Source organism: Chryseobacterium sp. SIMBA_038, assembly GCF_046535115.1.
GTDB lineage: Bacteria > Bacteroidota > Bacteroidia > Flavobacteriales > Weeksellaceae > Chryseobacterium.
Genome location: NZ_JAWRXH010000010.1, coordinates 124,116 through 150,302, shown reverse-complemented (window position 1 = coordinate 150,302; position 26,187 = coordinate 124,116). Strand labels below are relative to the sequence as shown.

Sequence of the window (26,187 nt, the reverse complement as noted above, 5' to 3'; positions counted from 1 at the left end):
GTTACTTTCAAGTATATAATTGTCTTAATAAAATATGTTGCATTCATTGAAAAAACATGAATGATGTACACCTCGACACATTATAAAATTTGCGTATCCAAATTTACAACACATGTTCAAATTTCGGATCTTTTTCCAGAGCTTTTAAATCATTTCGGTTATTTTCGCCTCCATACTTCGGCAGCCGAACCGATCTATGAGGAAAATGTGATAAAGTACTTTACAATTTTATTAAAACTTAATCAACTTTATCTGGATAAAGAGATTTCATAACCTGCTGGCGGTTAGACAAACCAAAATCAATCAAGGTATTCAGAACCGTCCAGATTTCCTGGGCGTGCTCTGTAAGGACATAATAGGTAATATCTTGAGTAGGTGTATATTCAATATTCTTTCTTATTAATCGGTGTGCTTCCAGTAATGAAAGTTCAGAACTTAAAACTTTAGGAGAAATATCTTTCAAAACTTCAAAAAAATCTTTAAATCTCAGTTTTTCGTAATAATGCAGATCCAAGAGGATAGAAAAACGCCATTTTCCGCTTAAAAGATCCAAGGTATCGCGTAGCGCTATAAATCTTTGTTTAAGTATCTGTTCATTTTCTATACAATGTTTTATCTTCTTTTCCATCATACTTTCCTAAAGGTTATCAAATACAAATATACTAAACAGAGAAAGTAAATTTGCTCAAAAGAATTTTAAAAATGAAAAAAATATTGGTAGCTGGTGCTACAGGAAAACAAGGTAGCGCCACAGCGTATGAATTATTAAAAAACGGCTTTGAAGTGTTTGCACTTACAAGAAATCCGATGTCGCCGGAAGCAGAGCAACTGAAGCAAGCAGGAGCTCAACTGGTAAAAGGTGATCTGGAAGATGTGGAGGTTTTAAGAGATACATTGAGTAAAATGGATGGTTTGTATCTTGTATTGCCCGGTGTGTGGGTCTCAAGTATAGAAACGGATGAAGCCGAAGCTGCGTTAGGTATACAAACTCTGAAATTAGCAGAAGAACAAGGCGTTAAGTTTGTGTTGTATTCTTCAGTTATGGCTTCGGACAAACAGGATTTGTTCCGTCCAAAATTTAAATTTACCATAGAAAAATACCTGCTTGAAAGCCAATTGCAAGGTACCGTCATAAGACCTGCATCCTTTATGGAAAATCTCATATTACCAAGTTTTGGATTAGGTGAAGGAAAATTTGTTAATCCGTTACCTGAGGAAACCGCCATATCGTGGGTTGCCACAAAAGATATTGGAACTTTTGCCCGTATTATATTTCAGAACCACAACGCTTTTAATGGAAAAATAATTGATTTCGGAGGTGAAATGTTTACCCCGAAACAGGTTTTAAAATTACTGGAAGACAAATTGAATCAAAAAATCGAATTCATACAGGTTCCAGTTGAAATACTGTATCAGCAAAGTGAAACTTTTGCAAAATTGGTCGAGATGATTGCCAAAGAAGGTTATGACCCTATCGACTACGAGTTGATTTCATCGTGGATGCCGAAGCTGACAGGTTTTGATGAATGGCTGGATGCTGAAGGTGTAGATAAAATCAAAGAACTACAGGCTGCAGCTAATTAAATCAGATAAGATTTCAAAAATTTTTTAAACAAATAAAGATTAATCAGGTAAATTTAAATAATATTTAATGTGAAACCGCATAGACTTTCAAAGCGATATGCGGTTTTATATTATTAGAAAATCCGCAGATCAAATCAACTTTTAACAATTTATCTTCCAACTCTTTTATAGAAATTCTTACATTTGGTTAATACCAATAACCTTAAAAATCCAAATATACAATATGAAAGCTATCCAATACTTTTCTCTTTTACTGTTTCCTGCCTTATACCTTTCTCAGGCTAACCCCGACAAATACATCATTGATGAAGATGGTATTACAGGCGAGAAAATAGAACAAACCAAAACATATGACGAAAATGTAAATTCCAACAATATCATATATTCAGTTGGTAGAAAATTCACTTACTCTTATTACTATCAAAATAAGAAAGATGAAAAATTTTTAATAAAAAAAGGAAAAGAGATTTTACAGCCTGAAGGCTACACGATCTCAGATTGGGAGTTTGTCGATATTCAAAAACAAGACAATTTAACAATTGATAAGCTATTATTACAAGCTAGTTCAGGAAACCCATTTGCAAATATTCCGGGGTATAATCAAACAGCCATCAGTTATGAGTACATAATGAAGAATGGAGAACCCTTTACTATGGAAACGACAGGTGCTGTTGAGAACGAAATGAATGTATGGATTCATCCTCCGAGAGGAAGTTTTTTCGAAATTTTAGAATTAAACCCATTTCCCTACATAAAAGCACCATACAAAATAGGAACAAAATGGAATTGGAAGTTGGAGATTGGAGATCATTGGTCGGACAAAAGATGGCTGGAGTGGAAAGGCTCTATTGAAAATATGTATGAATACGAAATTGTAGGAAAGAAAAACATATCGACCAAACTTGGAAATTTAGAATGCTTTATAATTAATGCCAAAGCTAAAAGCAGAATCGGAGAAACAGAACTACTTTCTTATTTTAATCCTGTCTTTGGTTTTGTAAGACTTGAATACAAAAATATTGACGGAAGTAAAACAATTCTTGAGCTCGAAAAGGTTGAATAATAAACTATACCATTGACGACATAACTTTTGGATCATAAATAGCAGTTATTTTTGAAATTAGAAGTCAAAAATAAAATTAACTGATTTTTATAATAGTATCGAACTGCAAATTAAAAAAAGTCTGCTCATATGAACAGACTTTACCATAACCTAATTAAAATTAAAGAATTAAGCAGACATATGGGAAGTCTCCTAATAATTTTATATAGACATTTGCATTTTTAATTATAATGAAAAGTGAGGGGAAATTTCATTATGATTTTATTAATTTGAACCTAAGCTTGTGATTGTAAAAGTTGCACCTTGTGCAATAGTGTAAGATTCATCAGCACCAGGATTACATCCTTGACAATGTTTCGAACCAAAACTTATGGTAGAACCCGCATTTAAAAATATTGCTACCGAACCTCCTCTATATGAAGAAAATCCTATTCCAAAATTAGTTACGGAAGCAAGTACCCAATCTTGTGCACCGTTATTTATGGTAATAGACCAATTTGATTGATTAGCACCTTTATTACAGGAAATACCTCCCGCTAAAGCAAATTGATAAAATCCATCTTTCCCTACAGCCACAGTATATGTATTGGTAGAAGGATTCCAGTTTCCATCATTCGTAAAAACCTGAGAAAAAGCCCATTTATTATATACATTGTTTGCCACTGCAGGTTGTGTCGTACCCGCTCTTCCGGAAGCAACCACTCTTGGAACAAAAGATGTTGTTGTTTGGTTTGCCGCCATAGACACCCAAGTTGTACCGTCACTGTAAAACATTTGCTTTGTTGTATTATCATATTTCATCGCTCCGGCTCCCGCTGCTACGGCTGTTTGGTTGGTATTTCCGAAGGCAATGGCAGAATTTCCCGTGGCTGATCTTGCATCAAGGTTTACAGCAGGATTTGAATTTCCCACTCCCACCTGCGCAGAAGATATTCCGAACACAGCGAATGAGAAAAGTAGTAGAAATTTGTTTTTCATAGTTGTTGATTTTTTTGTTTTTATTAAAATTTAATTTTTAAACACGTTTTTAATTATCATTTAAAATTTTTAATCAAAAACATATTTAATTCTGTAAATTTAATTGCAATAAAAATTCTGGCTAAATTTTTTCTGTGGAGAAAAAACTATCATTTGTAGAAAAAATTCTACAAAAATTAAAAATTATGTTAAATGTTCATTGTAAATTTGCATCCGGATATATCACCAGCAAATGAGGAAATTTCTACTTTTATTCTCCCTTCTACTCATTTCCACGGTTTTTGGTCAGCAGTATTCTTCCACATGGTACAATACTGATAACGGTATGCCTCAAAACAGTATTAAAGATATTGTAAAAGACAAATATGGTTTTATCTGGATCTGCACAGACGGCGGAATTTTAAGATATGACGGTCAAACTTTCAACAATTATAAAAACCTTAAGCTTACCAATTTCAGTTTTTCAAAATTTTTAGGAAATGTAAAATCGGATCATATTGGATTACCCAATTCCGGACAACTCCAATATCTTATCATAAAGGATAGAAAAATTACAGTTACAAAAAAGAAATCTCCGTTATTAAAGAATATTGCAGAAAGGATAATCTTTAGAAATAAAGAGTATATTAATTTTAATAGAAATAATTCTCATAATACTGTAGATAACGGATTTATAAAGTTTCAAAGAGGAATTTATTTCTTTGATACTAAAACTATTATATACAGAAAAAATTCAGGAAAAGAAAAAATAATTCCCATCGAATTTAAAAAGGAAGATCAGAAAAATATTTTCCGTTTTGGTGAGTTTTTGTTTTTGAGAGATGTCAGAAATAAAAGAATTTTAAAATTTTCTGAGGAAAATATTTCTGTATTAAATGCTAATAATTCGTTGTATGATGATCCTTCAAGTAAAATTTTCTGGCAGGATCTGAATCAGCAGAATTTCATTATTAATAAAGGAAAAATCTACATTTCTGAATTCGATAATGGAAATTTGAAAACCACTCCTATTCTGGAACTGAAAAACAACGAAATCGATATTTCCATGATTTTCAGTTTATTGTACGACAAAGAAAACAATACAATATACATCGGAACATTAAATAAAGGATTGAATATCATTAAAATTCCTTCATTTTCTACCCCAAAAGTAGATCCTACCTTAGAAAACAGGGTACAATATTCCGTACTTCCATTTGGAAAAGATAAAATTATCAATTTTCAGGGAAGAGTTTATGACAAAAATTCTTTGATTAAAGATTATCATTTTAATACAGTTGATGAATGGTGTCTTGTTTACGATGAAAGCAATAATATTCTTTATCCAAAGAGTGGAAAACTTTACAGAAGATTTGCTAAATACAATTATGAAAAGCCTGATTCTGTAGACATTGGTAAAAATAATAAAGCCATAGCTATATTTAAAGACAAAGACTTTTATCTATTAAAGCTGGAAGATGCGACACAATTTTATCTGAAAATTTACTCAGATGGTAAATTACAGAATCTTCTTGGGAGTTTTGCTTTCAAATCGGAAATAAGCACTTCAATAGCAATTAATAAAGATGAATTTCTCGTAGGTTGTGACGATAAGTTATACATTACATCGTTATCTAAAAAAATAGTAAAAAAACTAAATATTCCCAATCTTTCTTTAAAAAGTACGATTGTAACAGAAGGCGGAAATATTTGGATCCTTACCAGAGGAAAGGGCCTGTTTCTTTATAAAAACAACAAATTTACCCAAATGCCGTTCGACGAAGGCGGTTATTTATCTTATGCCAATAATCTTATAAAAGATTCAAAAGGATATTTGTGGATCTCAAGTAATAACGGATTATTTAAAATTCCTGAAAATACGCTTCTTGAGTATGCAAAAAATAGTACAACAAAGGTTATTTACTATCGCTATACCAAAGAAGACGGCTTTAATATTAATGAATTCAATGGTACAGTTAATTCCTTTACAAAGCTGGATGATGGAGATTATGTCGTTCCTTCCATGGACGGTTATGTATTCTTTGATCCTTTTAAAGTTCCCTCCTATTATCCAAAAGCTGGGAATATTTATATAGAAAGAGCAAAATCAAAAGGTGCAGATTACATTTATTTTAAAGATACTCTGAATCTTGAAAATGATTTTAATTTAGCTTCAGTTTATATCGATATTCCTTATTATTCCAACAACGACAATCTTTATATCGAAACCAGCCTTCAACAAGATGACCAACCTGAAAAATGGCAAAGGCTGAAGGATAAGGAATTTACATTAAGCAAACTTTCTCCGGGAAATTATACTTTAAAAGTAAGAGTTTTGATTTCGCCAGACGGAAAATTTGCTTACAAAAAAATATTCATCAATGTTCCGGCGCTTTTTTATCAGACCATTTGGTTCAGGCTTTTGATTTCAATTTTGTTTCTGGGTTTAATACTATTCATTATTCTTTTAAGAACAAGAATTTTAACAACTAAAAACAAACAATTAAAGAAAATTGTACATCAGAAAAATGATGAATTGAAAACCACCCAGCATCAACTTAAAAATGAATCTGAATATCAGAAAAATCTTATTCAGACTATTAATCATGATATTACAACACCGATAAAATATCTTTCGGCGATGTCCCAAAAATTATCGGAAACAGAGAATCCGAAACTACAAAAACAGTATTTTGATACCATCTATAAATCTTCGGAAGAGCTTTATAAATTTACTTTAAATCTTAAAAATTATACCGAATTATTCAATAATGAAAGTTTGAAATATCAGGAAAAATTCTATTCCATTTTTGATATTTTGGAAACAAAAAGAAAATTATTTGAGGAAATTGCTTCTCAAAAAGGTACCACAATTATTAATAATTCTTCGAAAAATATTAAATTGAACTTCAATGAAAATATTTTGGCTGCTATTATTCATAATTTGTTGGATAATGCGGTAAAAAATACTTCAGGAGGAAACATTATTTTGAATGCGAGAGAAGAAAATAATTCTACGATCATCAACCTTTCAGATTCCGGAAAAGGGATGAATGACAAGCTGTTGGAATATTACAATAACTTAATGAATGATATTGAAAACAAGCCTTCTTCATTTAAAAATCATGGACTTGGACTTCATCTCGTGATCCAGCTTCTGAAAAAATTAGATGGAAAAATAAGTTTTAACAATAATATTCCGGCAGGAACCCAAGTGGAAATAATCATACAAAACCTGAGCTAATGCAGAAAAAAATACTCATTGCTGATGATCATTACGTGGTAAGAATGGGAGCTTCTTTACTTTTACATTCAACTTACGAAGATCTGGAAATAGACTTTACCGAAAACTATGAAAATGTAAAGGAAAAGATTTCTGAAACCCGCTATGACCTTCTCATGCTGGACATCGATATGCCCGGAAGTATTTATCTCAACATGATAAAAGAGCTGAAAAGCATAGATCCTGAATTAAAAATTATGATGTTTTCTGCTTATGATGAAAAAACTGCTCTGCAATATATTAATGAAGGCGCAGATGGTTATCTTAATAAACAACTAAGTGAAAATGTAGTGGAAGCTGTCACCCTTATTTTCAGGCAGGGATATTACTACTCTCAGGAACTTGCCCGTCTTCTCATTTATAACAGAAAGGAAATAAAACCTTTGGAAAATTTATCCAAAAGAGAATTGGAAATTTTTAAATTATTGGCGCAAGGCAACGGAAATCTTGAAATCTCCAATAAATTAGATCTTAAAATGTCGACCGTAAGCACTTTCAAAAAAAGAATTTACGAAAAGTTGGAAGTAAAAAGCATTGTCGAGCTTATTAAACTTCATGAAAAATATAGTTTGGGAGAAATAAAATAACAAAGAGCTTCATAAATGAAGCTCTTAAAATCAAATCAATATATAAACGAAAATCATTACAGATTTCCTAAATATTGCCAAATAACTTCCTGCTGATTAATTTTGGTTCCTGTATCACAGGTATAACTATTTCCCAGAATCCACTGAAAATATCCTGAAGAATCTCCTGCATTGAGAAAAACTACGGAAGAATAGGAAACATTTCTGTTTGCATATCCAGACGGCTCTCCTCTGAAAGCAAAAGAGAATCTGATATCATTGGAATTGGTTCCGCCCAAATACGCCAAAACAGGATTGTATTGCAACGCCTGAGCTGTAATTCCAGTACTGATCGTGAATTTGTAGAACCCTGTTTTATCCGCTACAATAGAACCATCATCTCCAATATTTGCATCTTTGGAATTTAATGCAAACGGAGCTCCGTTAAGATTGATACAAGACGTATTGATTGTTGTTTTTCTTCCTTTTGCAAATACTTCAGGCAAGGTAATAAATGTATTAATTTTCACATCATCCATCATATCCTGCCACTGCGTTCCGTTAAAAACATAGGGAATATCTGCGTAAACTTTAATATTATCTGCTGTAGAAACATCACTGTTATTCGTATTATAAATGACTAATCCTGCGGCGGGATTTTGTATGGTCGTGATATCTGTTTTTGATGCTAAAGCTGCATGAGGTAAGATTAATCCTTTATTTGCACTTGCCAGTTCCAGTGCTGCAGAAGGATGAGGATTTGCCGTTCCTATACCGACTTGAGAAAACATTAAAGAAGCAGTCAGAATAAAGATAAAGCTGAGGTTTTTATTTAATTTTGTCATGATTTCAATTCTTTAAACTTTTATAAATTTATTCTCCCATATAGATCCATACAACCTGTTGTTCACCAATCTGATCATCAGCAACACAAGTTCCGCCCAAATCCCAGGTAAAGCCTTCCGATGTCTGCCCCTGATTAAGATACACCGAACCCGAAAAATTATTAGATTGCCAACCTCTTGCCCCTGTAGATCCTAATTGGAAAGCATACGTTAACATTCCCGGATATATTGCAGGATTATAAGATCTTCTGAGCATAAACTGTTTAATATTAATAGACCAATAATAGTATCCGCTTCTTCCCGCAGTAAGCGCGCCAGTGGAAGATATTATGTTTCCACCTACAGCATTTAAATTCGTCAGTGCAAAATTAGCTGTGGAAATACCTGTACAAGAAGTATCTGTTGTCGTTTTCTTACCGATGGCAACCACACTTGGGAATAAAAAGCTTTGTGAATTGGTATTGTTTTCTAATAATTCCTGCCACGAATTTCCGTCAAATTTATATAAAGTTCCTTCTGTGATTTGAGCATTTCCTGCACCCACAGTTGCAGAAGCAATAATTAAAGTTCCTCTTTTAGGATTGGGAATTGTAGTGATATCATTTCTCGACTGTAAAGGAACTTTATTGATCAAAAAACCTTTATTTGTTGAACCAATATCCAGTAAAGCTGATGGATGTGGAGTTGTTGTATTAATTCCAACTTGAGAATATACATTTACAATACCTGTAACGCTCATTAATAATGTAAAAAGAAGTTTTTTATTTTTCATTTTTTCTTATTTTAATTATAATGTACCTCCGATAAATTCCCAAATTACACTCTGATCCTTTATACTTCCTGTCGATCCGCAAGTATTACCTGTACCAAAAGTCCATTGCCATGGTGGGGTTACTTGTCCTTGTACTAAATATACAATTCCTGATGTGGCAGCTCCCTGATCACTCACCCCACTTCCTCTGAATTTATACGTAAAAGCTTCTAAACCTACTGCAAAAATAAATGGAGCAGTATTGTAAGCCTGATCAGGATTTGCCTGCATATATTGTTTGCTGTACACAGAAAAACTGTAATATCCGGTTTGTGGAGCTGTGAATGCTCCTGCATTTGTAAGTAGCGATGGGTTACTAATCTGGTCGAGAGAAAAATTGGCAGTATTAACTCCGTTACAACCTGTTACTGTAGTTTTTTTTCCGAATGCAACTACTTTGGGTACATTTCCGGTGAGTGTTTCATCCTTTGTGCTTAGTTTTTTCCAAATAGTTCCATTGAATTTATATATACTTCCAGCTGTTACAGCATTAATTCCTGTTCCTGCATTTGCTGTCGTGAAAACCATTAATCCGATTGCCGGATTTGGAATTGTTGTAATATCAATCGTCGATTGTAAAGCTACGGCTGGAAGCTTCAAACCTCCAACTTTCGAAGATTGACTCAAATCTAAAATGGCAGACGGATCAGGCGTTGCTGTATTAATTCCGACCTGCGCGCTGGCGAGTCCAAAAGCTGTTATTAATAATGAAAAATAAAATCTAGTCATGTTATTGTTTTTACATCCTTACTTTGATTCAAAATATTCTCTTTTTCAAAATTGAGATAAACAAAGAGCCTTTTTCCAAACAAATGGAAAAGACTCCGGTTTTCTCTTGATAAAAATTTGTGTCATTAGTTTTACGCCTGATTTTAGGAATGGGAAGTATTTTTTTTCAGGGCGAAATTATGACGGTTTTGGGGTTTAATCAGAATAGAATCTGTAGGAAGAAAACTATGGTTTGTAGAATAAATACTACAAATTATGAAGTAGCTTTTAGAAATAAAAAAAACAAGCCAAACAATTTGTCATTGTTTGGCTTGTTTTGACAGTTTATAATCATCTTAAAAACATTTGAATATCTGCACTTAAAGGAGGTTGTTATCATAAAACATATGACACTTTTCTAGAGAGCTTTCACTTTAAACAACGAAGGTGAAAATCCCGAAAGTCTTTTGAAGAAATTACTGAAATACGATACATCATCAAAGCCTAGTTCATAGGCAATTTCTTTTGAAGACCTGTCCGTATAAAGCAAAAGGCGTTTTGCTTCCAGTAATATTCTCTGCTGTATGATAAAAGATGGTGTGGTGTCTCCGTACATTTTGAAAATATTGGATAATGTTTTTGGAGATTTACTGAGTTCTTCTGCATAAAATTTTACAGAATGTTCGGTTTTATAATTTTTTTCAACCAGCAGGTTATATTTTCTGATAATATCTAATTTATGGTCAGGAAGCTCATGAGCGATGTATTGCTTTTTAGCTAAACGAGTAACCAGAATAATCAATCTTTTAAATAGCATTCTGAGCATATCTTCCTGAATATCATCAATATCTAAAAATTCTTCCACACAGATTTTTAATAATAAATCCAGTTTTCTATTATTTTCAGTCTCAATTTCTATAAACATGGCCTGAATTGTTCCATAAAATAAAAATCCGACACAACTTACCTCTTTGTCATGGCTTTCTATGCAATAAAAATCCCTATTAAATTGCCATGCTGTTATTTTCGACGCATCTTCAAAATGGAATGTCTGATTAACCATTAAACAAACTATAGTATTTTGTTTAAAGCAATACGAAATTCCATCAATCTCAACATTCTGATCCTCATTTTTATTCCAGGCTATCGTAAGGAGGGGTTCTGCTCTATCTTTTGTATAAAAATCCCTGCCAAAATCATGATCATTAATCCAAAGTTTACAGTGAGAACCTTGTTTATTATTTAGAAACTCATACTTCATAGTTTATTATTAAACGGTTAAAATTACATAATTTTTATATTCATGAAATTATTATACAAAAAATAAAAAAAAGGAAAATATCAATAGTCTTCGGGAAAATATTCCATTTTCTCCGGTTGGTATTTGGCGGACATTTGCAGTATCAATTTTAAACAATTAAACAATGAAAAATTTTCCGGTTCTAAAAAAAGAACAAGTATCAGAAGCAAATCAGGCAATTTTTAATAATCTTGAAAAAGGTGTAGGATTTGTACCTAATCTCTATGCAACGTTTGCTTATTCTGAAAATGCATTGAATACTTATCTGACGTTGCAAAATTCCAAATCATCATTAAAAGCTAAAGAAAAAGAAGTAATCAACTTGGTTGTAAGTCAGTACAACAACTGCTTATACTGTCTAAGTGCTCATACTGCTATTGCTAAATTAAACGGTTTCACTGATGAACAGATCATTGAAATCAGAAAAAATACCATCTCTTTTGATACTAAGCTAGAAGCGTTAGCAAATCTTGTAAAAAGTATTGTTGAAAACAAAGGCGAAGCTACAGATTTCCTAAAAGAAAAGTTCTTTAATAGTGGTTATACAGAGGCTAATCTTGTAGATACTATTATTGCAATTGGCGATAAAATGATGACCAATTATCTGTTTGCTGTTGCAAAAGTGCCTGTTGACTGGCCTGAAGCTCCACAAATCTAATCGTTAAAGATAACCGATCAAAAAGCTGTGTTAAAAATTTATACACAGCTTTTTTTGATTATTGTAAATTGTATTTAAATGTCTGTATATTCCGAAAATTGCTGCTATAAAGGTTACCAAGCTTAAATTATCTTTCTTTTTTATTATTTTTAACTAATTATCATTTAATATTTTTTTAGCTGCATCTGAAGATATGACCAGGCCTCCAGCGAGCATTATAATATCTTTAATCACCAGTCGGCCAGCTCCGGACAGCAGTGGAAATCCGTGATCCGGACTACCTAAATCCGGGACATAGGCTTCGGGTGTTGTTATAAGAAATGAAAGTGTTACCAATGACATCCCGAAAGTAAGAATTCCACCTGCAAGCCCTGCTTTTGGAAACCAAATTCCAAGCAAAACCATTAAACCAATTACCACAATCGCAGTTCCTAAAGCATTTGCAAAAGTGTACGTTCCATTGGCTTTATTCCATTCGATATTAGCAATTACTAATTCGCCTTCTTTATTTTTATGTGCTTTGTATTCCTTAGGATGATTGTAAAAAAAACTCATCAACGGACTGTTGGCGACAAAAGGAACAATTCCGTCGGCTTCATATTGATAAGACTTCAGGCCACCGATCCAGGCCATTACCACAAAAATTGAGATTCTTAGAAAGTTGATGAAATGCTTTTGGCTGTCAGCGATGATTTGAAGAATATTTTTCATTTTATTAATTTTAATTCTGAAAATTTTATATACTAAAGGTGTTTTGCCAAATTCAGTTCTACATCACCGTAGGTATGAAGTCCTTTTTCAAGTAATGCCTTTACCCGTTTTCCAGCTTCTGGTTGTGCAAGCATTTCATAAAAACGTGTTTGGGTTTCCATTAGATGCTCGTTCGTAGGATTAACCACTCTTTCATTGATGATTGCTTTGATGATGGCGATCACATTTTTATCAAAAGAAGCAATTCGGGTTGCCAAGTGATCCACAAAAGCGTCCAGTTCGCTATCCGGAAAAGTACGGTTCACCCATCCATAAGCAGCAGCCGTTTCTGCGTCGTAATCTTCACCGCTAAGGATAATTTCTAAAGCTCTTGCTTTACCAGTTAGAAGGTGTAATCTTTCCATTCCCCCACCGCCTGGGAATGCACCTATTCCAATTTCTGGTTGTCCAAAAATTGCTTTCTCCTTACTTGCAAAACGCATATCAAGTGCCTGAATAAATTCACTTCCTAAACCTCTCGCTCTACCTCTTATGGAAGCAATGCTGACAAAAGATGCCTGTTCCAGACGTTTAGCAATGTCTGGCCAAGATTTGGAAAGTCCGGTTACACCAGGACCTTTTGGAAATCCATTCACATCGATCAGTTCAACGTGGGCAATAAAAAATTCAGGATTGGCACTTTCGAAAACCACAACTTTTAATTCTTCATTGGCTTCCAGCTCATCCATTGTTTCTCTCAACTGAATTGAAAATTCGGGATCAAAAATGTTTAATGGTGGATTGTTTATGATAACTTTCCAATAACTTTCGCTTATTTTTCGTTTAGTAAAAATCATATCGTAATTTTGATTGTTAAATATTTTTTTGACCGTGATTTTAATAAAATTTAATCAGAACTTTTCCAAATGGTCTTTCTTCAATTAAGTAACGCTGAGCTTCTGCGATATTCTCAGCATCAAAAACCTTTGCTATTAATGGTTTTAATTTTCCTTCTTCAAATAATGGCATTAGTTCATTCCAGACTTCTTTTTCAGCCTCCTTATCAAACCATCCGTTAAGGCTTTGTCCGCGCATCTGCAAACCTTTCCAAACGAAATCTGTAATATTTGCACTAAATGTGGTACCAGCCGAATAGCCAATTGTAACGAGAATTCCATTGCGAGAAAGCGCACTAATGGCATCACCGGTAAGATGGCCACCCACGCTATCTATGACAATATCAACACCTTTTCCATCTGTCAAACGATTGACTCCTTCGGTAATACTTTCTTTTGATAAGTCGATAACATTCTTAAATCCTAAGGAATAAGCCTTTTGTACTTTTTCTGATGATCCTGCAGTGCTGATGACTTGTGATGCTCCTAAAATCTCAGCCAATTGAACAGTTGCATTACCTACACCCCCACCAATTGCCAATGAAAGAACACTTTTTCCTGACTTAAATTCTGCCTTGTTAAGACAAGCTTTTGCAGAAAAGAAACTTACGGGAAATGCAGCCGCCTCTTCATCAGAAATATGATCTTTAATTATGATAAGTTCACTTGGATTTACAGCAATATATTCTGCCCAGACACCATCAACATAGATACCGCGAATTTGGCCATCCGTTGTAAAGCAAGAAATCATTACTCTTGTGCCTTCAGGAAATTCTGTATTCCCCTTTGCTACAACTCCTACTCCTTCATTACCAAGAATACCAAAAGATCTTTTTCCTGCCAGTTTCCCGCTGCGAACAGTATTGTCAACTGCGTTAACTGCTGCAATTTTAACCTTCACCAAAATTTGATCATCCACAAGGATAGGTATAGGTTTTTCTACAATTTTTAAAACATCGTAGTTACCCGGAGTTTTAAATTCTATTATTTTCATTTAATATTTGCTTATAGCTTAATGATTAAGAAATAAATTGATATATCCTGCAATCAGTTCAGGGTGTTGATGTTGCAAGCCGTGCCCGGAATCATTGATGATAATATGTTGCATAGAAGGTGCATTCCTCAAAAGTGGAAACCAATTTTCTACAGCAAAACTGATATCGTGATCTGCCGAAATTACCAAGACAGGAATGTTCAACGTTTTATACTGACCTCGAAAATCTTGCTCATCTTTTTTCATCATCGCAGAACCTTCGAAGTAATGTTGAAATTTGTCAGGCGTTGAAGGAATTTTACTACGGTCTAAACGCTTAGAAATCCTCTCATTTGAAGCTTTTGCAGCGGCTCTACTAAGTTCAGAAGTTGGTTCAAAGAAAATAACCGTTTCGTCATCCAGATCATTATCAGGTTTCAAAGCTCTCTCAAAGAAAGCCGGGTCGAAAGAAACTTCGTTGATTCCAGGAGGATTGGTTCCTATTAATACTATCTTCTGAACTTTATCTTTATTTAAAAATAATGCTGCCTGCGCAACAAGACCGCCATAAGACCAGCCTGCAACAGAAAATTGATTGTGTTCCAAAAGTTCCATCAATTGAATTCCAACCGATGCCATTTCTGTAATGTCGGATGAAAAATTACCTTCAGAATCTCCAATCCCGGGATAATCAAAAAGAATAATAGTATGTTTAGCAGATAAAGAATCTAGGAATAATGGATCCCAAGTATCAAGGATTCCCCGGAATCTGTTGTAAAAAAGAATCGGCGAACCTTGTCCGAAGCTTCTGTAAGCAATTTTTGCGTCATTGATAATGACCGATTGATTTTCAGAATTTGAAAATGATAAATTCATAGTAAAAGTGTTTGTTTATTCTTACCAAATTTAGCAGAACAAACATTCGCCTTTTAACACAAATCAGGGTTTATCTTATCCTTTTCTCTGATTCCGAACTTCGCTGGGAGAAGTTCCTTTTATTTTCCTAAAAAATCTGGAAAAGTAAGGCACATTGCTAAATCCGAGCTGGTAAGCGACATCACTTATATTCATATCAGTCTGAAGAAGTAAAATTTCCGCCTGCTCCGTAATAAATTCGTGTATGAGTGTGATGGTACTTTTCCCCGTTTCTGCACGCACGAGATCTGAAAGGTAATTTGATGTTAAATTTAGCTCTCCTGCAATCGAAGAAACGGTAGGAATACTTTTGACGGGCTGCGAAAAATCATTGTAATGATTCTGCAAAAGTGATTTTATTTTTGACGATATAGAAATCGAGTTGCTTGATTTTTCTTTAAACTGTCTTTCATAAAAAAGTTCTGAATAGGTAAGAATCACATTCAACAACGAGAGAATGACATCAATATTGGCCTCGGATTTTTTTTCCAGCAACTCGTAATGGATTTTTGTAAAAAGCCAGGTTACAGTTTCTTCCTCCGCCGCAGTCATAAACAAAGCATCACTAATTTCGTAACTGAAATACTTGTAATAGTTTATTTTATTTACAATCGCACTTTTCTTAATCAGATCCGGATGGAAAACAAAAGCATAACCATCCCAAAACGTCAGGCTTTCCCAGGAAACGACCTGTCCAGGCTCTGTGAAAAGCATTAATCCGTTTTCTGTGTAATATTGAGAACGTCCATATTTAATGTCTCCTGTAAAGTTTTTCTTTAACGAAATTCTAAAAAGATTGACCTGAATCTCCTCACTCGTCTGAGGAAAATTAGGAATAGCCTCTTTACAAACCCGACTGTCCATCAAAGGGTGTAGTGGCGGTTGTAAATTCAGATATTTATTATATTCCGTTAAATCACTAAATACTTTCATAAACACAAAATTGCAAAATTGTTTTTATTTTTAATCAGCAATTTTTAGAAAAAATTGGTTATTAATATTTTTTTTAGATTCAAAGTATTTTTTTTATTTAGAATTTCAATAAACCCTTTATGCAGTGACTAGCTATAATAAGTTTTCCTGTTTTTAAATTCTAAAAAAGTCATCGGTATTAAAATAAATTCGTTTTATTAATTCGTATGAAAGAACTATATTTAAAGACAATTTTTAATATAAAAATTTGATCTATACAACACTTTTAAATATTGCGATTTTCCAAGGAATAGTCTTAGGTTTAGTCATTTTAAGGTCTTCTCTATTCAATAGTAATTCAAATAAATATTTAGCCTACTTACTATTTGCACTTTCCATTGTTTTACTGAATTATGTTTTTGAAATTGAAGGTGCATTTACCTCCTATCCTTTGCTACGTTTTCTGGATTATATTGAGTGGATATTTTTACTACCCGTCTTCATCTTCCTGTTTATAATAAACCGAATAGATGATTCCGTAAAGAACAGACAAAGAACTTATTTGTATTACATTCCGTTTGTCTATTCCTCTACTTTTACGATTACCTACCATCTTAATGATATTTTAGGGGTTTATAAAATCGAAGATTCAGGTATGTTTATAATTAATATACTTAGACTGATCCAGCTTTTATTTGCCTTTATCATCATCTTGTTTCCACCTTTTTACTCTTATTTTATGATAAAGCACTTAAAAGACCCACAAGAGAAAAAATGGATAATTACCTTATTAACTACGCTCTATTTATTATTATCTACCTGGCTAATTACATATATGACTGGCTTCTTTTTTGGAATAGACATTTCTTCTACCATGAGTGTGTTGGCTTTATGTGCAACATTTATTATGCACTGGACAGCTTATATAGGCATTTACAAATACAAGCTTGCAAAAAACAAAGATGCTGTCTACCATTTTTTAAATCAAGATTCAGCTGTTTCGTATAGTAACGTGCAAATTGTACAAAATAATTTTCCACAAGAATATAAGGAATCTATCACGGCTGACAATCTTTACTTTCAAAAACTAGAACTTCTTTGCAAGGATCATCACATTTATACCGACAGTACATTAAACAGAGAAAAAGTTGCTGAAAAGCTAGGCATAAGCGCAGGATATGTTTCACAAATTGTAAACACGATAACAGGAGACAACTTTGCCCATTATATCAATCAATATCGAGTGGAAGCCGTCAAGGAAATGATTTCAAATTCGGAATATGAAAACTATACTTTGTTGACGATGGGATTAGAATCTGGGTTTACTTCAAAAACGACTTTTTATAATGCCTTTAAAAAAGTTACGGGTCAGACACCCAATGAATATAAAAATAGCAACAAATAAGTCCCATTTTATCCATTTTTAAGCTTTTGGAACCCGTTCTAATTTGATTTATTTGAGTTTTGCATTCAAATAATTCAAATTAATTTTTTATGAAAAAAACCTTTTTACTGGTAATCATTTTGTTTGCCTTTTATTCTGTTAAGGCTCAAAATGAAACTGATGCAAATCCTTATCAGAAAAACAATGAAATCAGATTAAATTTAATCGCGCCGTTATCCGGTGCTGTGGAAGTAAATTTTGAACGTCACCTCAACAAAAATTCATCATTGGGGATCTCTGCATTTTTTGTTTATGATGATAAAAAAGAAGAGGATATGAATTACTTCATTTCCCCGTATTACAGATATTATTTTGGAAAAAAATACGCTTCCGGATTTTTTGTCGAAGGATTTGGAGCGTTCACTTCCATTGATGGAAAAAAAATATACGCAGCAGATAACCTGACATTCACGGAAAATAAAGATGTTTATGATGTTGCGCTAGGTGCCGGTCTGGGCTATAAACTGGTCACAAAAAAAGGATTTGTTTTTGAAGCCAACGCAGGTTATGGAAAACTTTTGTTCAATGCAGACAAAACGGATCATGACGTGGTTGCAAAATATGGATTGAGTATTGGCTACCGATTTTAAATATCTAAAGAATGAATGAAATCCCAATGAGAGTTGGGATTTTATTCAATAACATAATGTTTAAAAATAAAATCAGTGTGCAGGAATATCCATACACACTGATTTTTAATCAATTTATGATCTCACTATTATTATCTAGTTTTCACATAAAAGCTTTTTTATCAACACTTATCGTTTGATTACTTTCACTGTTTTCACCGTATTATTAACAGTATTTATCTGAACCAGATAAACTCCTGATGCAAATCCTGAGAAATCAACTGTTCCTTTTGTATCATTAATAACTTTAGTTGTTACCAATTGTCCCGCTGCACTGTAAACTGTCACAGAAGCAATCTTTTCGTTATATGAAACATTTAAATAATCCTGTACCGGATTTGGGAACACTTTCAGATTATCATTCTTTGATACTGTTGAAGTTTCATCCACTGCTAAAGCACTTGTAGGACAAGCGACAGGAACAAAAATTCTCTTTCGAACATATGTACCATCTCCTAGTTGACCAGAACCATTAAACCCACAACCTGATAAAAATCCACTATTATCTATTACAAATGTATTGAATGAACCTCCTATAACAGTCTGTCTGTTACTGGAATTTCCTATTTGCATTGGAGTATATTTAAAGTCTGTAGTTCCGTCTCCCAATTGTCCAACATCATTGAATCCCCATGTCCAAAGTGTTCCATCGGTTTTTATTCCTAAAGAAGTATAAAAATTGTTAGCATCAATACTCTGCCAATTTGTTGATGATCCAATTTGTATAGGACTTATTTTATCAGTTGTAGTTCCGTCACCTAATTGTCCATAAGTATTAAGTCCCCAAGCCCATAACGTTCCATCGGTTTTTAATCCTAACGAATAATTAAGTCCTCCAACAATACTTTTCCAATTTGTAGCAGTTCCAATTTGTGTTGGGATATTTTTAGGAACTGTAGTTCCATCACCTAATTGTCCATTACTATTAAGTCCCCAAGCCCATAACGTTCCATTGGCCTTGATGGCAACAGTATGCTGTACTCCAGGTGCTACAATTATCCAATCATTTGCTGTTCCTATTTGTGTTGGAATAGAAATATTTACTGCAGTTCCATCTCCTAACTGTCCGCTATCATTAAGTCCCCAAGCCCAAAGAGTTCCATTGGATTTTATAGCCATTGTATAACTGTCTCCAGTTGTAATACTTGTCCAATCATTTGCTGTTCCTATTTGTGCTGGAGTAGATTTATTTACTAAAGTTCCATCACCTAATTGTCCATTATTATTATATCCCCAAGACCATAACGTTCCATCTGTTTTTAATGCTATAGAATGGAATTTACCAGCAGATACTTTTGACCAATTATTTGCTACTCCAATTTGTGTTGGGGTAGTCTTTTGAATAGTCGTTCCATCTCCTAACTGTCCATAATTATTGCCTCCCCATGCCCATAATGTTCCATCGGTCTTTATTCCTAATGAATAAGTATCTCCGGGACTAAAGTTTTGCCAACAACCTGTTGTAGATGTAGGAAGTGTAGTAAATGATCCTCCCGATATCCAATTAACCTGGCTGCTTGATCCACAATTAGAACTTACCCACCAATAGTAAATAGTATTAGGTAATAAATTTGTCAAATTTGCCGTTGTGGAAGATGTAGTTCCATCTATACCACCAATTGTTGAATTTGTACTGTAAAGATACTGATAACCTCCACTAGGAGCCGATATCGGTGCCACCCAATTAAGAGTAGCTGATGAAGAAGTTATATTAGAGCTGTACAATTGACTTGGAGGATTACAACTTCCCGACGTCGGACAAGTGATAGAAGTGAATGAAGTTTTATTCACTGTAGTACCGTCTCCTAATCGTCCTCCTTCGTTATTTCCAGTAGCTTTCAAAAAAGCATCATTATCTATGGCTAGAGTATGATATGCACCTGCAGAAACGATGCTAAAGTCGGTAGCATTACTTACAGAAATTGAGTTTGAACTATTATTGGTTGTACCGTTACCCAGCTGTCCATAATTGTTTTGCCCGCAAAAAAACATATTTCCAGGTGTTATTGTCCCTACCGTATAATACCATCCTGCATCAATACTTTTAATCTGATCAAATACTGGAGCTGGTGTAGATCGATTGTTATTTGTACCATCACCAAGTTGTCCCTCGGCATTTCTTCCCCATGTATAGAGAGATCCATTCGCATTGCTTGCTACAGAATGATAAGCTCCCGCTGCAATATTTATCCAACCCGTAGCAGTTCCTATCTGTATAGGTGTTATTTTATTTACCGTTGTACCGTCACCCAATTGACCTGATCCATTGGCTCCCCAAGCCCAAAGTGTTCCGTTGGTTTTTATTGCTAGAGAAAACTCAATACCAGTTGCAATACTTCGCCAATTAGTTGCTGTTCCTATTTGTATAGGTACAACTTTAGTTACTGTAGTACCATCTCCTAATTGTCCATTATTATTATATCCCCAAGCCCAAAGTGTTCCGTTTGTTTTTATAGCTAATGTATGATTGCTTGCTATATCAACCTCAGTCCAGTCGGTAGCGGTTCCTATTTGTGTAGGGATATTTCTGTTGACCGTAGTTCCGTCTCCCAGTTGACCTGTCCAGTTGTAGCCCCAAGCCCAAAGTGTTCCATCTGTTTTTATTGCAATTGAATACAGAGCACCTGCAACAACTTTTTTCCAATTATTGGCCATTCCTATCTGAATTGGAGCATTTTTATCAACAGCTGTTCCATCACCTAACTGACCAAACTGGTTACTTCCCCATGCCCAAAGTGTTCCATCTAATTTTACTCCCAAAGAATGAGTACTACCTGCACTAATTTTTTGCCAACAGCCCGCAGGAGGAAGAGTCGTAAAAGATCCTCCGGGAATCCAAGCGCTTTGGTTGGTTCCGCAATTTGACATTACCCACCAGTAGTAAGTAGTATTAGGTAATAAGTTGGTTGCATTGGCTGTTGTTAAAACTGTATTACCGTTCGCAGCTCCCATAGTTGAAGAAGTTCCATAAGCATATACATATCCTCCGGTAGGTGCTGTTGCTGATGGTAACCAATTTAAAGTAGCCGTTGTAGAAGCAATATTAGAAGTATATAATTGTGTTGGAGGATTACAACTCGTTGTTGGGCAAGCAATCGAAGTAAGCGTATTTTTTTGAGTAGTGCTCCCGTCTCCTATCTGCCCTACATTATTGGCTCCACAAGCAGATAAAAATCCGTCTACATTGATAACAAGTGTAGTTCTAAAACCTGTTGCAACAGTTTTTCTGTCAAAAGCAGTTCCTATAAGTTTTGGAGTATTTCTATTTGTAGTAGTTCCATCACCCAATTGTCCCGCAGAATTTTCTCCAAATCCATAGAGAGATCCATTTGATAAAATAATCATAGAATATGCATTTCTTGCCGCAATACTCTGAACTCCCTGATAAATTGAACTTGGTGTAGCTCTGTACGCATTACTAGTTCCATCGCCCAATTGTCCCTGATCATTTTGCCCCCAAGAATAAAGAACATTATTTGTTTTAGTAGCTAAAGAATGACTAAAACCAGCCGCCACATCTCTCCAATCTGTGTTTGTTCCGATTTGAGTGGGGATAGTTTTATTGCTTGTAGTTCCATCACCCAGCTGCCCAGAACTATTAATTCCCCATGCCCAAAGTGTACCGTTCGTTTTTATAGCAAGAGTATGGGTTATTCCCAAAGCAGCCGTTTTCCAGTTGGTATCTGTTCCGATTTGAGTGGGAGTATTTATATTAGTTGTTCCTGTGTTTACTAATTGTCCACTGCCATTATTCCCCCAGCCCCACAATGTTCCGTTTGTTTTTATAGCTATTGTTTGGGCGCTTCCTGCAATTATCGTTTGCCAGTTTGTTGCTGTTCCTATTTGTACAGGTACATTTTTACTTGCAAAAGTACCATCACCCAATTGTCCATAAGCATTAAATCCCCATGCCCAAAGCGTTCCATCGATTTTAAGACCAACTGTGTGTGCACTTCCTGCATATATTTTAAGCCAATTTGTGGCTGTTCCTATCTGAGTAGGAACTGTTCTGTTTGTATTTGTACCATCGCCTAATTGCCCATCGGCATTATTTCCCCAGCCCCAAAGTGTCCCGTCAGTTTTTATACCTACCGAATGGCTGGAACCTGAGCTCACGCTTTGCCAACACTGGGCAAATGACTGCAAGCTGATTAGCAGCAATAAGAAATAAAGAATTTTCTTCATGTTTATTAGTTTTAATTTTTCCCTACTCGTATAGCTTTTCGGTTTCGCTTCGTTTGAATGGTTTCTGAACTCCATAAAGAATGAAAATGTTTCAAAATCAAATTAATTCATATAAAAACATGAATACTAATTGACAAATAATCGTTGATTTTAAAATATTTTCGTGATAAAATAAAGTATCATCATTACTGATAAAACATAAAATCCCCTGTGAAATTGCTAAAATTTCTGTTTCATTTTTAGACAAAAAAATAAAATCATGTTGTAGTAAACATCATTTATAACTCTAAAAATTGAGGATTTATTATTGTTTTAAATTGTTGGAAACAATTCGTATTGATGTATTAATAAAATACAGTGTAGTTTTCTTCATTTTCATGATTTAATTGGTTTCAAATTAGGTTTTAGTTTTTTTAGTGAAAACAATATTTCATCAATGATGATTTTATGTTTTCGATTGCAAAAATATGGCTTTCTTACGGATCATCAAATAGTTGATTCAAAAAAAATGGCGCCACTTGAATTAAGTGACACCATTTTAATATACTCTATAAGTAAGTTAACTTTATCTTTTAATTACTTTTACCGTTTTCACGAAGTTATTGGCAGCACTTACTGTAACCAGATAAACTCCTGATGTGAAAGCTGAAAAATCAACTGTTCCTTTCGTATCATTGATTGCTTTTGTCAATACAAGCTGTCCCGCTGCATTGTAAACCGTTACCGTAATAATCTTTTGATCGAACGAAACCGTTAAGTAATCCTGTACCGGATTCGGGAAAATTTTCAGGTTATCTGATTTTATTACAATTTCATCCACTGCTAAATTACTTGCAGGACAAGCAACAGGAACAAATATTTTTCTTTCAATTTTAGTACCATCACCTATCTGACCATAATCATTACGGCCAGCTCCTGATAAAAATCCATCATTATTTATTACAAGCCTGCTAAATGTATTGGCTGCTACACTTTTTCTATCAGTAGCAGAACCAATTTGTGTTGGAATGTATCTATTAGTTGTTGTTCCGTCTCCTAATTGTCCTGCGTTGTTTTGTCCCCATGCCCAAAGTGTACCATCTGTTTTTATTGCAACAGAAGAATGATAATAATCAGCGCTAACAGTCTTCCAATTTGTTGCATTTCCAATTTGACTAGGCGTATATATACTATTAGTGGTTCCAGAACCTAATTGTCCTATGGTATTATTTCCCCAGCTCCAAATCGTTCCATCTGTTTTGAGTCCTACAGAGTGAAGATATCCCGCATCAACAGTCTTCCAATTCGTAGCAGTTCCGATTTGGGTAGGTACCTTTCTATTAAAAGTAGTACCATCACCTAATTGTCCGGATGCGTTATCTCCCCACCCCCATAGTGTTCCATTTGTTTTTATTGCGAAAGTATGCTGTACTCCAGCTGCAATAGCTTCCCAATTATTTGCTGTACCTACTTGTGTAGGAATAAAATGATGTAGGTTTGTTCCATCTCCTAGTTGCCCAGCACTATTTCTACCCCAGCTCCATAAAGTTCCGTTTGTTTTGATAGCTAGTGCATGAGTATCCCCAGTGGCTATACTTGCCCAATCTGTTTCTGTACCAATTTGTGTTGGAGTTATTTTACCAACTGTGGATCCACTACCCAATTGCCCATAGGTATTTTGCCCCCATGCCCAAAGCGTACCGTCTGTTTTGATCGCAACAGTGTAATAAGCTCCAGTAGCTATTTTCAGCCAATTATTTGCTGTTCCAATTTGGATTGGGGTAGTTTTCCCTATTCCCGTTCCATCTCCAAGTTGTCCAAGAGAGTTATCTCCCCATGCCCATAGTGTTCCATCAGTTTTGAGCCCTATAGAATGCATATATCCAGCACTCACACTTTTCCAACATCCGGTTGTATTTGTAGAAAGTGTAGTAAACGAACCTCCCTGGATCCAGTTACCTTGGCTAGATCCACAATAAGATGATACCCACCAGTAGTAAGTGGTATTAGGTAGTAAGTTTGTCAAGCTTGCCGTTGTGGAAGGAGTAGTACCATCTATACCTCCAACAATTGGATTCGTGCTATAGAGATACAAATAGCTTCCATTCGGAGCTGATGCTGTCCAGTTAAGGGTAGCCGTTGAAGAAGTAATATTAGTCGTTGAAAATTGTGTTGGAGGAGTACAATTTGAAGGACAGGCAATAGAAATAAATGTATTTTTTTTAATATTTGTACCATCACCTAACTGACCGAACTCATTTCGTCCACACACTTTTAAAACCCCTCCAGTATTTTGTTGAAGAACATGATACCCACCTACAAAAATCATCATATTGTCTGAAGAGGCTCCCACTTGTGTAGGTAATAAAGTATTCGTTGCCCCATTTGTACCGTTACCAAGCTGTCCATAAGCATTGTCTCCCCATGACCAAAGTGTTCCATCTGTTTTGTTTGCAAAAGTAAAACCTGTTCCAGCAGCTATATTAAGCCAATTGGTCCCCGTTCCTATCTGCGTTGGTTCAATTTTACTCATAGTAGTACCATCCCCCAATTGTCCATACTGGTTATAACCCCAACCCCATAGCATTCCATTTGTTTTGGTTCCTATCGAATGATGATCACCAGCATCTATACTTTTCCAATTCGTTGCTGTTCCTATTTGTACAGGAATCGTTTTCGCTGTTGTAGTTCCATCTCCTAATTGTCCATAATTATTTCTTCCCCATCCCCAAAGTGTACCATTTGTTTTTAGGGCTAATGTATGAGAAACTCCAGCACTAATACTTTGCCAATCCGTTGCTGTTCCTAGTTGTGTAGGTACAATTTTACCGATAGTAGTATCATCTCCCAATTGCCCATATACATTAGCACCCCAGGCCCATAGTGTTCCATCAGTTTTAATAGCTAATGAATGGGCAACCCCAGCACTAATACTTTTCCAATTTGTCGCTGTTCCTATTTGTGTCGGGATAAATCTATCAATCTTAGTTCCATCACCTAACTGACCATCGCTATTCATACCCCAAGCCCATAGTGTACCATCTGCTTTGATGGCAAGAGAATAATAGGAATTGGTATCTATTTTCAGCCAGTTATTAGCAGTCCCTATTTGGATAGGGATATTTCTGTCAACTGTAGTTCCATCTCCCAGTTGCCCATACAAATTATTCCCCCAAGCCCATAGAGTTCCGTCTGTTTTTATTCCTAACGAATATTCCGCTCCGGCACTAAGAGTTTGCCAGCAACCTGTAGAAGTTGGAGCTTGCACATTAATTACATTCTTAAAAGCCGGTCCCCAAACACCCGTATTATCTTTAATACGAACATTAAAAACGTGCAGTCCGGAAGAAGGTAAAGCAATTCCTGTTTTCGTTAATTGTTCGAAAGAGCTGTCAAAATTTCCATCAGCAGCCAAAACAGCTGTTCCGTTTCCTAATCCTGGATCGGCATCCCAAAAATATTCGGCCTGAGAAATAGACATTATGGTAGAGGTCGGATTTTGTTGAACATTAATAATGTTGGTAAAAACCGGTCCCCAAACACCTGTATTGTCTTTAATACGCATACAGAATTTGTGCAGACCATTGCTTGGTGTGGTAATTCCTGTTTTGGTCAATTGCTCAAAAGCACTGTTGAAAGTCCCGTCGACAGCAGAAACAGCAATTCCGTTTCCTACTCCCGGATCGGTATCCCAAAAATACTCGGCTTGGCTTACGAACATCTGTGCGGGGCACAAAACGATCATAAGCAAAGCGATTATACTATAGATATATTTATTCATATTGTTGT

At 34.8% G+C, this 26,187-nt stretch carries 20 protein-coding genes; 7 read left to right on the top strand and 13 right to left on the bottom strand.

Annotation, left to right across the window (positions count from 1 at the left end; genetic code table 11):
- Positions 1 to 238 precede the first annotated feature (238 nt).
- Positions 239 to 631, bottom strand: a complete 393-nt coding sequence (locus tag SB689_RS21080) for a winged helix-turn-helix transcriptional regulator (RefSeq protein WP_410694056.1) — start codon at positions 629 to 631, stop codon at positions 239 to 241.
- A 50-nt stretch (positions 632 to 681) separates the two neighbouring features.
- On the opposite strand from SB689_RS21080, the gene SB689_RS21075 reads away from it, so the two are divergent.
- Together SB689_RS21075 and SB689_RS21070 are read left to right on the top strand one after the other, a co-directional pair.
- A complete protein-coding gene (locus SB689_RS21075; protein WP_410694055.1) occupies positions 682 to 1,584 on the top strand; it encodes an NmrA family NAD(P)-binding protein in 903 nt (300 codons plus the stop codon).
- Positions 1,585 to 1,807: 223 nt separating this feature from the next.
- A complete protein-coding gene (locus SB689_RS21070; protein ID WP_410694054.1) occupies positions 1,808 to 2,647 on the top strand; it encodes a hypothetical protein in 840 nt (279 codons plus the stop codon).
- A gap of 264 nt (positions 2,648 to 2,911) precedes the next feature.
- Here the strand turns inward: SB689_RS21070 and SB689_RS21065 are convergent, their stop codons facing one another.
- A complete protein-coding gene (locus tag SB689_RS21065) occupies positions 2,912 to 3,625 on the bottom strand; it encodes a hypothetical protein (RefSeq protein WP_410694053.1) in 714 nt (237 codons plus the stop codon).
- Positions 3,626 to 3,857: 232 nt separating this feature from the next.
- On the opposite strand from SB689_RS21065, the gene SB689_RS21060 reads away from it, so the two are divergent.
- Both SB689_RS21060 and SB689_RS21055 read left to right on the top strand, forming a co-directional pair.
- Complete coding sequence (locus SB689_RS21060) at positions 3,858 to 6,848, top strand: sensor histidine kinase (protein ID WP_410694052.1); 2,991 nt, start codon at positions 3,858 to 3,860, stop codon at positions 6,846 to 6,848.
- Positions 6,848 to 7,474, top strand: coding sequence for a response regulator (locus SB689_RS21055; protein ID WP_410694051.1), 627 nt, complete (start codon positions 6,848 to 6,850; stop codon positions 7,472 to 7,474). Before SB689_RS21060 ends, SB689_RS21055 begins: the two co-directional genes overlap by 1 nt.
- 56 nt (positions 7,475 to 7,530) lie before the next feature.
- On the opposite strand, the gene SB689_RS21050 is transcribed toward SB689_RS21055, so the two are convergent.
- From SB689_RS21050 to SB689_RS21035, 4 genes are all read right to left on the bottom strand, one after another.
- Positions 7,531 to 8,298, bottom strand: a complete 768-nt coding sequence (locus SB689_RS21050; protein ID WP_410694050.1) for a hypothetical protein — start codon at positions 8,296 to 8,298, stop codon at positions 7,531 to 7,533.
- Between the two features lie 28 nt (positions 8,299 to 8,326).
- Positions 8,327 to 9,070 carry a hypothetical protein gene (locus tag SB689_RS21045; protein ID WP_410694049.1) on the bottom strand — a complete coding sequence of 248 codons (744 nt, stop codon included), beginning with the start codon at positions 9,068 to 9,070 and terminating at the stop codon, positions 8,327 to 8,329.
- 15 nt (positions 9,071 to 9,085) lie between these two features.
- The gene (locus SB689_RS21040; RefSeq protein WP_410694048.1) at positions 9,086 to 9,838 is read right to left on the bottom strand and encodes a hypothetical protein; all 753 of its coding nucleotides are present in this window, start codon (positions 9,836 to 9,838) and stop codon (positions 9,086 to 9,088) included.
- A 397-nt stretch (positions 9,839 to 10,235) separates the two neighbouring features.
- Positions 10,236 to 11,078, bottom strand: coding sequence for a helix-turn-helix domain-containing protein (locus SB689_RS21035; RefSeq protein WP_410694047.1), 843 nt, complete (start codon positions 11,076 to 11,078; stop codon positions 10,236 to 10,238).
- Positions 11,079 to 11,241: 163 nt separating this feature from the next.
- Between SB689_RS21035 and SB689_RS21030 the strand changes: the two genes are divergently transcribed.
- The gene (locus SB689_RS21030) at positions 11,242 to 11,775 is read left to right on the top strand and encodes a carboxymuconolactone decarboxylase family protein (protein WP_410694046.1); all 534 of its coding nucleotides are present in this window, start codon (positions 11,242 to 11,244) and stop codon (positions 11,773 to 11,775) included.
- 153 nt (positions 11,776 to 11,928) lie between these two features.
- Here the strand turns inward: SB689_RS21030 and rclC are convergent, their stop codons facing one another.
- The 5 genes from rclC to SB689_RS21005 form a co-directional block, all read right to left on the bottom strand.
- Positions 11,929 to 12,486, bottom strand: coding sequence for a reactive chlorine resistance membrane protein RclC (rclC, locus tag SB689_RS21025; RefSeq protein ID WP_410694045.1), 558 nt, complete (start codon positions 12,484 to 12,486; stop codon positions 11,929 to 11,931).
- A gap of 32 nt (positions 12,487 to 12,518) precedes the next feature.
- On the bottom strand, positions 12,519 to 13,322 hold the full coding sequence (locus tag SB689_RS21020; RefSeq protein ID WP_410694044.1) for an enoyl-CoA hydratase/isomerase family protein: 804 nt from the start codon (positions 13,320 to 13,322) through the stop codon (positions 12,519 to 12,521).
- 40 nt (positions 13,323 to 13,362) lie between these two features.
- Positions 13,363 to 14,355, bottom strand: coding sequence for a quinone oxidoreductase family protein (locus SB689_RS21015; RefSeq protein ID WP_410694043.1), 993 nt, complete (start codon positions 14,353 to 14,355; stop codon positions 13,363 to 13,365).
- Between the two features lie 18 nt (positions 14,356 to 14,373).
- Positions 14,374 to 15,210, bottom strand: a complete 837-nt coding sequence (locus tag SB689_RS21010) for an alpha/beta fold hydrolase (protein ID WP_410694042.1) — start codon at positions 15,208 to 15,210, stop codon at positions 14,374 to 14,376.
- Positions 15,211 to 15,285: 75 nt separating this feature from the next.
- Positions 15,286 to 16,182: a helix-turn-helix domain-containing protein gene (locus tag SB689_RS21005; RefSeq protein WP_410694041.1), complete on the bottom strand. Its 897-nt coding sequence runs from the start codon at positions 16,180 to 16,182 to the stop codon at positions 15,286 to 15,288.
- 247 nt (positions 16,183 to 16,429) lie between these two features.
- Between SB689_RS21005 and SB689_RS21000 the strand changes: the two genes are divergently transcribed.
- Positions 16,430 to 17,566, top strand: coding sequence for a helix-turn-helix domain-containing protein (locus SB689_RS21000; protein ID WP_410694040.1), 1,137 nt, complete (start codon positions 16,430 to 16,432; stop codon positions 17,564 to 17,566).
- Positions 17,567 to 17,655: 89 nt separating this feature from the next.
- Positions 17,656 to 18,195: a DUF3575 domain-containing protein gene (locus tag SB689_RS20995; RefSeq protein WP_410694039.1), complete on the top strand. Its 540-nt coding sequence runs from the start codon at positions 17,656 to 17,658 to the stop codon at positions 18,193 to 18,195.
- A 168-nt stretch (positions 18,196 to 18,363) separates the two neighbouring features.
- Here the strand turns inward: SB689_RS20995 and SB689_RS20990 are convergent, their stop codons facing one another.
- Together SB689_RS20990 and SB689_RS20985 are read right to left on the bottom strand one after the other, a co-directional pair.
- Positions 18,364 to 22,419, bottom strand: coding sequence for a T9SS type A sorting domain-containing protein (locus SB689_RS20990; RefSeq protein WP_410694038.1), 4,056 nt, complete (start codon positions 22,417 to 22,419; stop codon positions 18,364 to 18,366).
- Positions 22,420 to 22,984: 565 nt separating this feature from the next.
- Complete coding sequence (locus tag SB689_RS20985) at positions 22,985 to 26,179, bottom strand: T9SS type A sorting domain-containing protein (protein ID WP_410694037.1); 3,195 nt, start codon at positions 26,177 to 26,179, stop codon at positions 22,985 to 22,987.
- Positions 26,180 to 26,187: the final 8 nt, after the last annotated feature.

What these genes read in the sequence shown, in the direction of transcription:
- SB689_RS21040 (WP_410694048.1), bottom strand. Translation starts at nt 9,838, where the DNA reads ATGACTAGATTTTATTTTTCATTATTAATAACAGCTTTTGGACTCGCC.
- SB689_RS21030 (WP_410694046.1), top strand. Translation starts at nt 11,242, where the DNA reads ATGAAAAATTTTCCGGTTCTAAAAAAAGAACAAGTATCAGAAGCAAAT.
- SB689_RS21050 (WP_410694050.1), bottom strand. Translation starts at nt 8,298, where the DNA reads ATGACAAAATTAAATAAAAACCTCAGCTTTATCTTTATTCTGACTGCT.
- SB689_RS21080 (WP_410694056.1), bottom strand. Translation starts at nt 631, where the DNA reads ATGATGGAAAAGAAGATAAAACATTGTATAGAAAATGAACAGATACTT.
- SB689_RS20990 (WP_410694038.1), bottom strand. Translation starts at nt 22,419, where the DNA reads ATGAAGAAAATTCTTTATTTCTTATTGCTGCTAATCAGCTTGCAGTCA.
- SB689_RS21020 (WP_410694044.1), bottom strand. Translation starts at nt 13,322, where the DNA reads ATGATTTTTACTAAACGAAAAATAAGCGAAAGTTATTGGAAAGTTATC.
- SB689_RS21035 (WP_410694047.1), bottom strand. Translation starts at nt 11,078, where the DNA reads ATGAAGTATGAGTTTCTAAATAATAAACAAGGTTCTCACTGTAAACTT.
- SB689_RS21060 (WP_410694052.1), top strand. Translation starts at nt 3,858, where the DNA reads ATGAGGAAATTTCTACTTTTATTCTCCCTTCTACTCATTTCCACGGTT.
- SB689_RS21065 (WP_410694053.1), bottom strand. Translation starts at nt 3,625, where the DNA reads ATGAAAAACAAATTTCTACTACTTTTCTCATTCGCTGTGTTCGGAATA.
- SB689_RS21055 (WP_410694051.1), top strand. Translation starts at nt 6,848, where the DNA reads ATGCAGAAAAAAATACTCATTGCTGATGATCATTACGTGGTAAGAATG.
- SB689_RS20985 (WP_410694037.1), bottom strand. Translation starts at nt 26,179, where the DNA reads ATGAATAAATATATCTATAGTATAATCGCTTTGCTTATGATCGTTTTG.
- SB689_RS21045 (WP_410694049.1), bottom strand. Translation starts at nt 9,070, where the DNA reads ATGAAAAATAAAAAACTTCTTTTTACATTATTAATGAGCGTTACAGGT.
- rclC (WP_410694045.1), bottom strand. Translation starts at nt 12,486, where the DNA reads ATGAAAAATATTCTTCAAATCATCGCTGACAGCCAAAAGCATTTCATC.
- SB689_RS21070 (WP_410694054.1), top strand. Translation starts at nt 1,808, where the DNA reads ATGAAAGCTATCCAATACTTTTCTCTTTTACTGTTTCCTGCCTTATAC.
- SB689_RS21015 (WP_410694043.1), bottom strand. Translation starts at nt 14,355, where the DNA reads ATGAAAATAATAGAATTTAAAACTCCGGGTAACTACGATGTTTTAAAA.
- SB689_RS20995 (WP_410694039.1), top strand. Translation starts at nt 17,656, where the DNA reads ATGAAAAAAACCTTTTTACTGGTAATCATTTTGTTTGCCTTTTATTCT.
- SB689_RS21005 (WP_410694041.1), bottom strand. Translation starts at nt 16,182, where the DNA reads ATGAAAGTATTTAGTGATTTAACGGAATATAATAAATATCTGAATTTA.
- SB689_RS21010 (WP_410694042.1), bottom strand. Translation starts at nt 15,210, where the DNA reads ATGAATTTATCATTTTCAAATTCTGAAAATCAATCGGTCATTATCAAT.